General features: G+C 34.4%; 14 protein-coding genes and 1 pseudogene. 7 read left to right on the top strand and 8 right to left on the bottom strand.

The window, feature by feature from the left end:
* Positions 1-39 precede the first annotated feature (39 nt).
* On the bottom strand, positions 40-696 hold the full coding sequence (gene modB, locus ACIQLB_RS05975) for a molybdate ABC transporter permease subunit (RefSeq protein WP_400722327.1): 657 nt from the start codon (positions 694-696) through the stop codon (positions 40-42).
* A gap of 3 nt (positions 697-699) precedes the next feature.
* The gene (modA, locus tag ACIQLB_RS05980) at positions 700-1,485 is read right to left on the bottom strand and encodes a molybdate ABC transporter substrate-binding protein (protein ID WP_400722330.1); all 786 of its coding nucleotides are present in this window, start codon (positions 1,483-1,485) and stop codon (positions 700-702) included.
* Positions 1,486-1,649: 164 nt separating this feature from the next.
* Between modA and ACIQLB_RS05985 the strand changes: the two genes are divergently transcribed.
* Positions 1,650-2,573 carry a substrate-binding domain-containing protein gene (locus ACIQLB_RS05985; RefSeq protein ID WP_400722333.1) on the top strand — a complete coding sequence of 308 codons (924 nt, stop codon included), beginning with the start codon at positions 1,650-1,652 and terminating at the stop codon, positions 2,571-2,573.
* Between the two features lie 164 nt (positions 2,574-2,737).
* On the opposite strand, the gene ACIQLB_RS05990 is transcribed toward ACIQLB_RS05985, so the two are convergent.
* Positions 2,738-3,790, bottom strand: a complete 1,053-nt coding sequence (locus ACIQLB_RS05990) for an ABC transporter ATP-binding protein (protein WP_400722336.1) — start codon at positions 3,788-3,790, stop codon at positions 2,738-2,740.
* A 526-nt stretch (positions 3,791-4,316) separates the two neighbouring features.
* On the opposite strand from ACIQLB_RS05990, the gene ACIQLB_RS05995 reads away from it, so the two are divergent.
* Together ACIQLB_RS05995 and ACIQLB_RS06000 are read left to right on the top strand one after the other, a co-directional pair.
* A complete protein-coding gene (locus tag ACIQLB_RS05995; RefSeq protein WP_053484870.1) occupies positions 4,317-4,517 on the top strand; it encodes a cold-shock protein in 201 nt (66 codons plus the stop codon).
* 263 nt (positions 4,518-4,780) lie between these two features.
* Positions 4,781-5,119: a hypothetical protein gene (locus ACIQLB_RS06000; protein ID WP_400722341.1), complete on the top strand. Its 339-nt coding sequence runs from the start codon at positions 4,781-4,783 to the stop codon at positions 5,117-5,119.
* A gap of 106 nt (positions 5,120-5,225) precedes the next feature.
* Here ACIQLB_RS06000 and ACIQLB_RS06005 read toward each other — a convergent pair whose 3' ends face one another.
* Together ACIQLB_RS06005 and ACIQLB_RS06010 are read right to left on the bottom strand one after the other, a co-directional pair.
* Positions 5,226-6,602, bottom strand: a complete 1,377-nt coding sequence (locus ACIQLB_RS06005) for an MATE family efflux transporter (RefSeq protein WP_400722344.1) — start codon at positions 6,600-6,602, stop codon at positions 5,226-5,228.
* 19 nt (positions 6,603-6,621) lie between these two features.
* Entirely contained in the window at positions 6,622-7,101 is a 480-nt protein-coding gene (locus tag ACIQLB_RS06010) for a DUF6530 family protein (protein ID WP_400722347.1), read from the bottom strand.
* Positions 7,102-7,459: 358 nt separating this feature from the next.
* On the opposite strand from ACIQLB_RS06010, the gene ACIQLB_RS06015 reads away from it, so the two are divergent.
* The 3 genes from ACIQLB_RS06015 to ACIQLB_RS06025 all read left to right on the top strand — a co-directional run bounded on the left by ACIQLB_RS06015 (position 7,460) and on the right by ACIQLB_RS06025 (position 9,293).
* Complete coding sequence (locus ACIQLB_RS06015; RefSeq protein ID WP_400722350.1) at positions 7,460-7,870, top strand: hypothetical protein; 411 nt, start codon at positions 7,460-7,462, stop codon at positions 7,868-7,870.
* Positions 7,871-7,924: 54 nt separating this feature from the next.
* Positions 7,925-8,467, top strand: coding sequence for a TlpA family protein disulfide reductase (locus tag ACIQLB_RS06020; protein WP_400722353.1), 543 nt, complete (start codon positions 7,925-7,927; stop codon positions 8,465-8,467).
* 100 nt (positions 8,468-8,567) lie between these two features.
* Positions 8,568-9,293 (top strand): metallophosphoesterase family protein, encoded by a 726-nt coding sequence (locus ACIQLB_RS06025; RefSeq protein ID WP_400722356.1) that lies wholly within the window; start codon positions 8,568-8,570, stop codon positions 9,291-9,293.
* Positions 9,294-9,361: 68 nt separating this feature from the next.
* On the opposite strand, the gene ACIQLB_RS06030 is transcribed toward ACIQLB_RS06025, so the two are convergent.
* Positions 9,362-9,664: a hypothetical protein gene (locus ACIQLB_RS06030; RefSeq protein ID WP_400722359.1), complete on the bottom strand. Its 303-nt coding sequence runs from the start codon at positions 9,662-9,664 to the stop codon at positions 9,362-9,364.
* 561 nt (positions 9,665-10,225) lie between these two features.
* A complete protein-coding gene (locus ACIQLB_RS06035; protein WP_400722362.1) occupies positions 10,226-11,230 on the bottom strand; it encodes a nucleoid-associated protein in 1,005 nt (334 codons plus the stop codon).
* Positions 11,231-11,478: 248 nt separating this feature from the next.
* Here ACIQLB_RS06035 and ACIQLB_RS06040 point away from each other — a divergent pair.
* Positions 11,479-11,616 (top strand): annotated as a pseudogene (locus tag ACIQLB_RS06040) (IS1595 family transposase); the annotation flags it as partial.
* Positions 11,617-11,715: 99 nt separating this feature from the next.
* Here ACIQLB_RS06040 and ACIQLB_RS06045 read toward each other — a convergent pair.
* Entirely contained in the window at positions 11,716-12,048 is a 333-nt protein-coding gene (locus tag ACIQLB_RS06045) for a GNAT family N-acetyltransferase (protein WP_400723082.1), read from the bottom strand.
* Positions 12,049-12,078: the final 30 nt, after the last annotated feature.

Below are 12,078 nucleotides of genomic sequence, written 5' to 3' on the forward strand. Positions count from 1 at the left end.
CCTAATAATCGGTAGGGGGAAGAAAACTCCCCTTATACTTTATACCTTCAAAAGATGAACACTCAGAAGCATAAGGAAGGAAATACCTATCATACAAATCACCCATGACCATGCGAGTGACATGTCACCTGAACCAATCGCCATATATATAGCAAGTGGCGTAGTTTGCGTTTTGCCTGGAAGGTTTCCAGCAAACATTAAGGTTGCACCAAATTCACCTAAAGCTCGTGTGAAACTTAAAATTCCACCTGAGACAATTGATTTTAATGCAAGAGGGATTGAAATAAAGAAAAAGACTTGCCATTCGTTAGCACCATCAACACGTGCAGCGTTCTCGATGTCCTCATCAACAGATTCAAAGCCAGTTTTTACTGATTGATACATTAAAGGAAATGCAACAATAGTAGAGGCAATGACTGCCGCCCACCATGTGAACATAACTGGTTGGTTAAAAAGCCATGTAATCAAGTTACCTAGCACACTGTTTTTTCCGAAAATAATAATTAGAAGAAATCCTACTACAGTAGGAGGTAATACTAATGGTAAAAGTAACACTGTTTCTAGAAATAATTTTCCTTTGAAATTGCGTTTTGCCATCCATTTACCAAATAGAATACCTGTTACTATGACAATTATTCCTGACACAAGGGCTATCTCGATAGAAAGTTTAAGCGGTGACCAGAAATCAGAACTCATTTATTAATGAGTTCCTTGAAAGCCGTATTTTTTAAAAACTTTCATCGCTTGATCACTTTGTAAATAGTGATAAAACTCTTCCGCTTCTTTTGCATGCTTACTATCTTTGATAACACCTACAGGATAAATGATAGGTGTATGTGTATCTTCTTTGGCTGTAGTAACGACATCGACTTTTTCTGATATAAGGGCATCGGTTTTATAAACCAGACCTGCATCAACATTTTCAGTTTCTGTATAAGTTTGAACTTGTCGTACGTCTTTTGTATATACTACTTTTGATTCTACATGTTCCCAAAGGTTCATATTTTTCAATGTTTCTATACCGTACTTGCCAGCAGGAACCGTTTCAGGTGTACCAACGGCAATCTTATCAACTTTCTTTAAGTCTTCAAATGAGTGAATCTGTTTTTCATTTTTCTTAGGAACGATTAATACTAATTCGTTCGCTAAAAGATCTGTTCCTTGCTTTTTATCGATTAAATCTTCTTGAATTAGCTCATCAAACTTATCCTCTGCTGCTGAAAAGAAAAGATCAACAGGAGCACCTTCTAAAATTTGTTGTTGTAAAGCACCAGAGCCACCAAAGTTAAATGTGATTTTAATAGTATCGTGTTCATTTTCATAGTTTTTTTGAAGTTCTTCTAATGATTCTTGTAAACTAGCTGCTGCGGAAATCGTTAATTCAACTGGTTTGTTTGTTTTGTTTTTGCTTCCTTGGCTACCACAACTTGCTAAAATGCCGACCAGTAGTAACAATAAAGCTATTAAACTATAATACTTTTTCACTTTGATTATACTCCTTTTATAACTCGTTATAACAAGACATTACTAATTATAATTAGTTATGTCTAAAAAAGAAATACCAAATCGCTAGAAACTTTCAAGATGTTAAAAATATTATAATTACGATACTATAGTAATCAATAGAAGCAGAAGGGGAGATTTTTTACATGTCACATGAACATTCCTATACGATTGAAGAGGTGGCTCAATTATTAAAGGTTTCAAAATTAACGATCTACGATTTAGTGAAAAAGGGAGATTTACCTATTTTTCGAGTAGGCCGACAAATGCGTGTGGATAGAACCGATTTACAATTATATATACAAAAGAGCAAGACAGGAGCAACTCCTGCTGCATCTACTGCCTCGACTACTCCTTCGACAAAAAATAAAAAAATTATTATTAGCGGACAAGATTTAGCCTTAGACTTATTAGGGAAATTTATAGAGAAAAAACAATCAAATAAAGTATTGCGCTCACATGAAGGTAGTTTTAATGGTGTCATGGCGCTATATAATGGGGAATGTGATATTGCTAGTTTACATTTGTACGACGGTGATACAGGGGAATATAATACCCCTTATTTGAAAAAGATTTTTGTAAGTCACTCTTATATTCTTCTCAATCTGATTTCACGCCGAGCAGGCTTTTACGTTCAAAAAGGAAATCCATTGCGAATTCAATCAATGGATGATTTTAAGACCAAATCACTAAAATTGATGAACCGTGAAAAAGGTTCAGGTGCTCGTACTTTTCTTGATGAACAATTACGTATTCATCACATCTCTCCATCCTCAATTGAAGGGTATAACGAAGAAGAAATGAGCCATATAGACGTAGCTTCTGCTGTCGCAAATGGGAATGCAGACATTGGAATAGGCATTGAAAAAATATCAAAACTCATGGAGGTTGACTTTATACCACTTATTAGAGAACGTTATGATATTGTCCTATTAAAAACACCTGAAAATCAATTGCTGGTTGAATCGGTAAAAGAGATATTAAATTCACCAGATTTCCAATCAGAAGTAGTTGCACTAGGAGATTATGACGTCACTCAAATGGGACAGGTTATATATGAAACACTTTAACTTCTTTCAGAAAAAGTCCTCAGTCGGAACAGAAATCAACCTCTCGTTTTGCTGAAGAGCCATACTTTATTTAGAAGGGGCCTTAATTTTATTGACAAAAAATTTTTCAACTACATAAAAAATACTTGCCAAAAAGGCAAGTATTTTTTACTTTAATCGAAAAGTTATAATAATACTTCCGTTTCCGCATCAAAAAATAATAGATGTTGAGGCTGGAGAGGAAGTATTTCTCCGATTTTAAAGGAATGTTGGCCACTCCATTTTATAGTCCATGTTTGATCTGCCAATCGGACAATGATATGCGTTTCATGTCCTAGCTGTTCAATATTTACTATAGGAAGATGCAAAACGTCTCCTTTTTGGAGATGCTCTGGACGAACGCAGACTGTTAAAGGTGTATGTTGAGGTAAACGTGTATAAACATCGGTTGGAAGTTTCATTTTAAATTGATTTTCAATAATGAGCGTAGAATCTTCTAGAACTGCAGTTGCCATGTTTATAGTAGGAGAGCCTATAAAACTTGCAACAAATAGATTTCTAGGTTGATTATACAGTTCTAGAGGTGTTCCAATTTGCTGAATACACCCATTATGTAAAACCATTATCCGATCACCCATGGTCATCGCTTCTGTTTGATCGTGGGTTACATAAATAGTTGTTAAGCCCAATTTTTTTTGTAGTTGTTTGATTTCTGTCCGCATTTGTGTTCGTAATTGTGCATCTAAATGGGATAAAGGCTCGTCCATTAGGCATAGCGGAGATTGGCTTACAATAGCACGTGCAAGAGCAACGCGCTGACGTTGACCGCCAGATAAAGCTTTTGGTTTTCGATGTAAATAATCAGTCAGCTTGAGCAATTCAACACTTTCTTGTAAACGTTTCTGTTGCTCTTGCATATGAACTCCCTTTCTTTTTAAACCAAATAAGATATTTTGTTCCACTGTTAGATGAGGGTATAGTGCATAATTTTGGAAAACCATTGATAGATTTCGTTCTTGAGGGGAAGCCATATCTAATGTTTTTCCATGCATTTGTATTGTGCCACTCGTCATTTTATCCAAACCAGCAATAAGGCGCAGAAGTGTACTTTTACCTGAACCAGACGGACCTACTAATACAAAGAATTCGCTTTTTTCAATCGTCATATTAATATTTTTTAATATAGGTTGCTGGGAATTATATGCTTTTTCGACATGCGTTAGCTTAATAAAGCTCATTTGTTAAACCTCATTTCACATGATAACTAAAACAAAAGTCATTGTAGTTAATACAATTCTTTCTACTATTGGTCTATCGATTATCTTCGATTATCTTATCACAATCAGCTGTACTCTTCACGGTACTTAAAGTAAATGGTGGTATTTATTTATGAATAAGGTAGCTGACGTTGTATTTATTGGTCTTGATCTAAAATTAATGGCAACGAAACCACAATAGATGTTTGTCAAAAACTAAGTTTACTAACGGGGTGCGTTGATCTAAAAAGATTATCGCACCTTGTTTGTTGAACTTATTTAGTGACGTTTTAGGTTAGTAAGAAAACTGTTTATTTAATAATTCATCTTTAGTACTAGACAAATGTGATTTTATTGTATATAGTAAATGTAATAAAATCGTTTTCAAGAGAACAATAAATTCACATATTACAAAGAGTAATCGTGTTTTATTTGATGCTTTTTGTAATATGTGAATTTTCTTTTGGTAATATGATTTTAATTAATACAATTAATGGAGGTCATTCAAATGACACAAGGTACAGTAAAATGGTTTAACTCAGAAAAAGGTTTCGGTTTCATCGAAGTAGAAGGTGGAAATGACGTATTCGCTCACTTCTCAGCTATCCAAGGTGACGGCTTCAAAACTCTTGAAGAAGGTCAAAAAGTTGAATTTTCAGTAGAAGAAGGTCAACGTGGACCTCAAGCTACAAACATCGTAAAACTTTAATTTTAATGATGTAACCATAAAAGAGGCATCCTTTCATTAGGATGCCTCTTTTTTATGCGAAAAAAGAAACGTTGTAATGGAAAAATGGATTGGCACAACAATTAACCATTACCTAACTGGAAAAATGGTCATTATAGGAAAATCGTAGAACGGTAAAATAAATTCTATAATAAACTGGATAATTAGTATAAAATCGGAACTTGAATTGAATTCAATCGTATACAGAGTAAGAAACATAAACTTTGAAGAGTAGGGGGATATATATGGGTAGGAAAAATTTGATAATTATGATAGTGGCATTTATTGTGGAAGTTTTAATTACGTATTTTATTGCTTCATTTTTCTCCGTAAGATTTATTGAGGTAATGTTTTTCACTGGTATAGCTTTTGCTGGGGGCACTTTTTACTTTTCAAGTAGTGGTGGAGCCATGTCTAGGGTATTTACTTCTCAAGTTAGTGGGCAAACGGGCATAATCCAGAAAAGAGAGCAGTTCACTTATAAAATTGGTCCGATATTTATTACTTCAGTTATATTCTTTTTAATTGGATTAGTATTCTTTCTCCTACTGGTTTGGGGAATAATTCCGCCTAAGGAAACTTAAATCCTGATTTATCAATGCTATCGGGTGTTCTACTTACTCTAAACCCTATAAAATTGCTGTAGACAAAGCACGCATGCGGCTTTGTCTACAGGCTCTATCATAAAGATTAATCGCTTAGCATTGCTTTTAATGTTCGTTTTTGCCAGCCTAGCTTGAAGTATGCGTATTGTAATACAAAATGCACACAGAAGGCAGTAGGGTAAGCTATCCAAACGCCATTTAGCTCGAATGTAGTGTAATGCGATAAAATAAACGCCAATGGTACCTCGACTACCCAAATTGCGATGACTAGGAAAATTGTAGGCCATAAGACAACTCCTGTAGCACGCATTGTAGCCGATACGGTTTGTGTATGGCCAAAAATTAAATAGCTCCAAAATGCGATATATAAATAATCCTTGGCGATAAGTACCGTATCCTGTTTATCAATAAAGAAAGATAAAATAGGCTCCGCAAATAAATACATTATTAAAATAATAGCGCCACCTAAAATATAGTTAACGAGCACACCTAATTGACGAATTTTTTTAATCATATCTGTAGAGTTTGCTCCTAAAGCCTGCGCAACAAATACAGAAGTCGCAATAGAAATGCTCATCGCTGGCACTTGTGCATAGCTAGCGACCTGATTGACAACACCGTAAGCAGCAGTAGCATCGGAGCCGTAAACATTAACGAAGCCAATTACAGCAATTTCAGCTACAGAGATCGCAACCATACTAATGCTCGCTGGAATGGCTAACTTTAATAATGAAGCTAAAATATCCTTCTTTAATTTAAAATGCTGTAAAATCGATTTGTCTAAGCGCAAAATATGCTTTGTTCTATGCAGGTAGGCAAATAATAATAACATCGTCACTAGATTGGATAAAACAGAGGCATAAGCAGCGCCGTTTAAGCCAAACTCAGGCAGGCCAAGCCAGCCAAAAACTAATGGTGGTAGGAATGCGATATTTAAAATAACACTTGTGACTAAAAATAAAAAGGGTGTTTTAGAGTCACCGACACCACGCATAAAGGTTGTGTACACCATATACCAAAACATAATCGGTAGCGTGAAAAATAAAATTTGAGCATATCTAATACTCATATCTAAAATATTTGCGGGTGTTTGCATAAAGCGTAAAATCCACTCAATGAAAAAGCCACCAAAAATCGCGACGACAATCGATAAAATCGTCGTAAAGGCTAAAGTTACCCCTACAACCTCCTTCATCTTCTCGTGATTGCCAGCCCCATACGTTTGCCCAACTAAAATCGAGCTACCTGAGCCAATCCCAATAGCAAATGCCATTAAAAAGAAGAAGAATGGGAAAAATGCTGAAATCGCCGCTAGCGCATCGACACCTAAATTGCGCCCAACGATAAACATGCCAAAGACTTGCCCTAGTGATTGCAGCACATTCGCTAGCATAACAGGGATTAAAAAGTTAAAAAAAGCTTTCTGCAGTTTTTTATCATCATGTAAAATTTGTTGGTCCATTTTTATCCCCTCTTGAGTTTTAATAACCCATTTCCTTTAAAATATGTGATAGCGTGCGCAGGCGTTCGCCAATTAGCTCACCATCCGCACTTAATGCTTGATTAAAGAGCTGAATATCCTCTTTAATTTGTTCATTTTCCGTACATACTTCTACTGTCATTGCATCACCTTGTAAGCCAACACGCTTAATAATAGGATTTTCTTCATCATATAAATGATCGTAGCGATAAGCTTCCTTAAAATAAAGCTGAGACTCACATACTAAAATAGCGAGGTCAAGTACGCGATGAAGCGGTAGTTCCTCCGATTGACGTGACCATTTACCACCTGTATGACGCCACACCTTAGCAGAAATATCAACCTTGCCTCTGTCATTCCATTGAGCTAAGCCAAGTGAAAGCCCCTGTGCATCTGTATGATAAGCAGTACGTCCATCAATATCGGCATAATTTTCAGCAACGATAACAGGTTTATGCTTTAAATGTGTAGGTATTTTCATCATTACAACCCCTTTGTTGTTAAAATTTTAGTAATTTAGTAAATTACTGCATTAGTAAATATAACATTGGACAAATTAGGAAGTCAATTTCTTTATGGAAATTTTTTCATTACATGGATCGCATAAACAAACCAGTTATAAAGGGAAAACATCAAGATAATCTTCGCAATATTAATATGAGAATCACTACTGATTTGTTCGAAAGAATTTTTTGCAGGCCAAAAATGTTGTCTTGCAAGACTGCAATGATAAAAGGGGATAGCTACTACGATATATAGAGAGTAGACCGAATTGATTAAATTGGTTAAAATGGTAATTGATTTATATAATGGAAAGTTAATTAAGTAGTATTCTTTGAATGCCGAAAAAACGAATGAAAGTGGGCAAGAGAATGAGGATCCAATCTACAAATAATAATTACATAAATACGATTAAAAAAGATGAATTAAATAGACTATCTCCAGATTTATTTTTAGACAAAAATAAACAGGAAAAAGCGAAATATGAAATTATAAGAGAAGATGGTTATATTCGTCATTATGTAACAAAATTAAATGGTGAAAGAGTAATGATTAAAGAAACCAAATTACCAAAGGGACAAGATACAGATCAAAGCACAGGCGAGATGTCCGACGTGTTGATAGATAACTTATTAAACCAATTTACAAAAACTTTAGATCATCAAACATCTGATGAATTATTAAAAACAGGATTAGCAGGTCAGAAAGCCAAAGAAAAATTAATATTAGCTTATCAAAATTCAATATAGGTACGTTTTAAGGGAAAAAGATATTTTAAAAAGGGGTAATTTGGGTGATCATATATGCAGTTTAAAAAGCGTTTTGGTTTATATTTCTCAGCTTTATTAGTCGTATTACTTATAGGAATTGTTTTGAAAAATGTATTCATAAAAGAAGCAACGATTAATCCGATAGTAGAAAATGAAGATGGAACAAAACAGCTTGTTTTTGATGCAAAGTTAACACGATTAGACGAATCAACAACAACATTTAAAGAATACAATGGAAAGGTCCTAATCGTTAATTTTTGGGCATCTTGGTGTGGACCTTGTCAAGAAGAGGCTCCTGAATTAAGGGATTATTATAATAATAAATCTGAAAATGTTGAGCTATTAGCGATCAATGCAACTTCTAAAGATAGTAGTGAAAATGCTATGAAATTTCAAGAGTCATACAATTTGAATTTCCCTATATTTCTTGATTTAGATGGTGCACTTCAAAAATCATTTGAAATATGGGCTTATCCAACAACTTTTATATTTGATTCTAAAGGTATATTAAAGTACACGATAAAAGGATCGATTAATCAAAAAGAATTAAATAAATATATTGAAAAACTCTACTAATCTGAATCTGTTCCAGGCATTTATGGTCCAGCTAAAGAGGAATGGGCGAATTTCGGTATGGAAGCTCCAGAAATGTAAAATTAATTAAGGGGAGGATATAGTGAAAATAGCTGTACTATCAGATATTCATGGAAATAAAGATGCATTAAAAGCAGTGCTACAGGATATAAAATATAGAAATATCGATAAGGTTTATAATTTAGGTGACACTCTATATGGACCGTTATTCCCGTTAGAAACATATGAAATGATAAAGAGTATAGATATTAAAAGTGTAAGTGGAAATTGTGATCGGATATTATTACAATCTTCATCAGAAAATCCAACCGTTCAATATGTCTTAGACATGCTCACGGAAGAACATAAAAGCTGGTTATGTAATCTTCCATTTTCGATTCAAACAGATGATTTTTACTTTTGCCATGCTTCACCGGAAAATGATGAGCTGTATATGTTGAATGAAATTACTCCAAATGCTGTGACTTTAAAACAGACAGAGGAAATAATGAATTTAGTAAAAGATATTCCTCAAAATATTATTTTTTGTGGTCACTCCCATTTACCAACGATTGTTTATTTACCTAACAACAAAATCATTATTAATCCGGGTAGTGTCGGTTTGCCGGCTTATGAAGAAGTCGAGCCGTTTTATTATAAGATTGAATCAGGCACACCATTTGCGAACTATACAGTTGTAGAAAAACGGAATGGTGAATGGGTTATTGAGCAGTTGAGCATCCCTTATGATACTACGGAAGTTATTAAACGAAGCGAAGATCAAAATAGATCTGATTGGGCCAGAGCATTAACATGTGGAAGAGTTTAAGGTGGTATTTTTAAAGTTTTAAAGGACTTGTTGATCAATCATAAAAACAAGTCCTTTATTTTATCATCTTAAATACTGTCGTGAGCTTTGTCTTTCATTGTAATTACCTTTAGTAGGTTCTTCTTCTGAATAAATAAAATAACAGAGGCTTGAACCGTCATGGCTAAGACAAGCAGAATGAAGTGCGAATTATGGTACAAAATTATCGAAAGAAAATAAAATATTGGTGCAGACGATAAGTACGAAATATATTGATTTTTAGTTACTAAATAAATAATAGTTGAAATACAAGTTGTCACTAAAAGAAGTTCGAGTAAACTCCCGATTGAAGCACTATCAATATAATATTGTAAATCGTTTATATAGGACATATTAAAAAGATCCTCCTATTTAATAAAATTATTTAACTGAATTGTAACACATTAACAAATTTGGTGTATAGGTGATACTTAATAATCCTGAAGATGTTTTAAAGTTGCAACTGGCTAGATATTTAAGGGGAATGGTTTATTAAATGTTATTCTCGACCGTATAAAGTTATAGATTGAAAAAAGGGCTCAACAACAAAAGTTGTAGATGACGTATGCATTGATATAAGTTGATTGGAGTGGAGATTGGATGACTCCTTGGGGATCAGCAATAGAGGAACGAAGGCTAAAACCATCACGTCCTGTGAAAACGCCTTCGTGGCATCCTGTTGTTGCTGCCGCTTCGCTTTCGCACAGACAAAACCTTGTTGCTGGCGCTTCGCTTTCGCACAGACAAAACCTTGTTGCTGCCGCTATGTTAGCACTACGCTTTCGCACAGAAAACATTTGTTGCCCCGACGCCCCCTAGGAAAGCGCTCAGTCGGAACGGAAATCAACCACGTTATGGTGATGAGCTAAAAAAGAGACTTCCCATAAAAACTAGGAAAGTCTCTTAGAATTTAATTATAGTTCTTCCTGGAAATAAATCTTATAAAATTTTCGATTTGTAGATTCATCGTATCCTACTTCGATGAGTTCATCCACTTGGTCAATATCCTGTACGTTCACCTGGATCTCAATATTAGAATCGAGTTTAATTTTACGTTTATATTTTTTTTCAGCCTTTTCAAGTGCGCTCTCAGAAATAACGGTTTCATAAGGTTTTACCGAATTTATAATAATATCTTTTTGTGTTGGCTCCGCATTTTCAAACACCGTTTCAATATAATTATTTACTTGAAATTCATCTTCATTTCTAAAGTAATCAAGCGTTCTATTTAAAAGCCCCAGTTTCTCAGTATTGGTAAAGCTCTCTTCTTTTAAAATATATTTTTTGCATTCTGTTAATGCTAAATTCGTTTTATAATAATGTTCATCTGCTGCTTTTATCTTTAAAAATCGCTCTTGCCAGTAGACAATATCTTCTTTCCTTTTCGTTTTCATAAAGACAGCAGGTGCCTTATCCGTCCCCATATCTACGATAATGGCCATGTTATTAATTTTCTTTACATTAATGCCATCGATACCATTGACAATCATTTTGTTTTGGTCATTTTTCACATCTAAAAACATTTCTTTTTCATCAATTTTAACAATAGCAATTATTTTTTTTGCTTCAGTAGCTAGAAAACAATTGTCAAATAATCCAATAAACAATTCGCCGCTTTTAATGTTAGGGTGTTGAGATACACTATGTAAGTGTTTAGCGATGTTAATTGATTGTTCATGGAAACTAGTCTCCTGATCAAAAATTGCCCTCACATATGTGTACACCTCATTTAACTCAATATTTGTTTCATGGAAAAATTCGTATTGCTGCTCTAAATCGATTTTACTAAACGCTAGCTGTGTAAAAGCTGCCTCTAGCATGACCTCTGGCTGCGAAAATGACTCCTCACCTAACACGAGTGTATCGCTAATAAAATGTATACTATATTGTGCTAACTTACTTTCGCTTACTTCTAACATGTTTTCCACCTTCTAAAATTTCATTGTAGATAATATACCATATCATAATCCTCGCAACATTTTCATGTATTTTATGTTTACAAGGCTTATCTTTAAAATATTGTGATTGAATAGGTGATTTCATTGGAGCGGAAAGAGGTAATCAGATTCATAGAGATGCCTTATTATGTACGGATTCCAAAAGGAAAATGGGAATATCCATGAAGTCATAAATACCTGAAAGGGGTTGTATGTTAAGAAAGGGATTTCAACATGTAAACTCTTATGATAAACGTTTAAAAGGTTGGATGGAGCGGTTTAATGGTGTGACAACAAACTATTTGGATAACTATTTATTTTGGTTTTGCTTTTTGAAACTGAATAAGGACAATGGAAAAGAAATAGCTCATACGGCTATATTCTTGGTATAAAGCCAATTTTACAACAATTAATTCTTTCAGCTAAAGTAAAGACTGCCGACAGTCAATGTAAATTGTTAACCGATTTTAAGTAGACGTACGTACTATTTCACCGTCTATTACTTCTTCACTAACTTTTATAAACCCTAAAGATTCATACAACTTTCTCGCAATTTGATTGTTTGGTCGATGTCCAATCATTATTCTTTTGCAATTTGAAATACTCATAAACTGAATCAAGGCTTCCATCGCTTCCTTGCCATAACCTTTGCCTTGATGTTTTTCGTCAATCATTATGGCCGGAATCCAATAGTTACCATCCTTGTCTGGATTAGTACAAAATACGAGAAATCCAACTAGAATCCCTTCTGAATCCGAAGCGGGTAGGGGACGAAGGTTAAAAGCATCACGTCCTGTGATAACGCCTTCGTGACTAACATCGTGTCGCTG

Origin of the sequence: Lysinibacillus sp. NPDC092081 (assembly GCF_044755845.1) — a bacterium.
Classification (GTDB): Bacteria; Bacillota; Bacilli; order Bacillales_A; family Planococcaceae; genus Lysinibacillus.

Bases quoted from the DNA above. Each gene is read 5' to 3' on its own strand.
- modB (WP_400722327.1), bottom strand. From the start codon at position 696: ATGAGTTCTGATTTCTGGTCACCGCTTAAACTTTCTATCGAGATAGCC.
- ACIQLB_RS05985 (WP_400722333.1), top strand. From the start codon at position 1,650: ATGTCACATGAACATTCCTATACGATTGAAGAGGTGGCTCAATTATTA.
- ACIQLB_RS05990 (WP_400722336.1), bottom strand. From the start codon at position 3,790: ATGAGCTTTATTAAGCTAACGCATGTCGAAAAAGCATATAATTCCCAG.
- ACIQLB_RS05995 (WP_053484870.1), top strand. From the start codon at position 4,317: ATGACACAAGGTACAGTAAAATGGTTTAACTCAGAAAAAGGTTTCGGT.
- ACIQLB_RS06000 (WP_400722341.1), top strand. From the start codon at position 4,781: ATGGGTAGGAAAAATTTGATAATTATGATAGTGGCATTTATTGTGGAA.
- ACIQLB_RS06005 (WP_400722344.1), bottom strand. From the start codon at position 6,602: ATGGACCAACAAATTTTACATGATGATAAAAAACTGCAGAAAGCTTTT.
- ACIQLB_RS06010 (WP_400722347.1), bottom strand. From the start codon at position 7,101: ATGAAAATACCTACACATTTAAAGCATAAACCTGTTATCGTTGCTGAA.
- ACIQLB_RS06015 (WP_400722350.1), top strand. From the start codon at position 7,460: ATGCCGAAAAAACGAATGAAAGTGGGCAAGAGAATGAGGATCCAATCT.
- ACIQLB_RS06020 (WP_400722353.1), top strand. From the start codon at position 7,925: ATGCAGTTTAAAAAGCGTTTTGGTTTATATTTCTCAGCTTTATTAGTC.
- ACIQLB_RS06030 (WP_400722359.1), bottom strand. From the start codon at position 9,664: ATGTCCTATATAAACGATTTACAATATTATATTGATAGTGCTTCAATC.
- ACIQLB_RS06035 (WP_400722362.1), bottom strand. From the start codon at position 11,230: ATGTTAGAAGTAAGCGAAAGTAAGTTAGCACAATATAGTATACATTTT.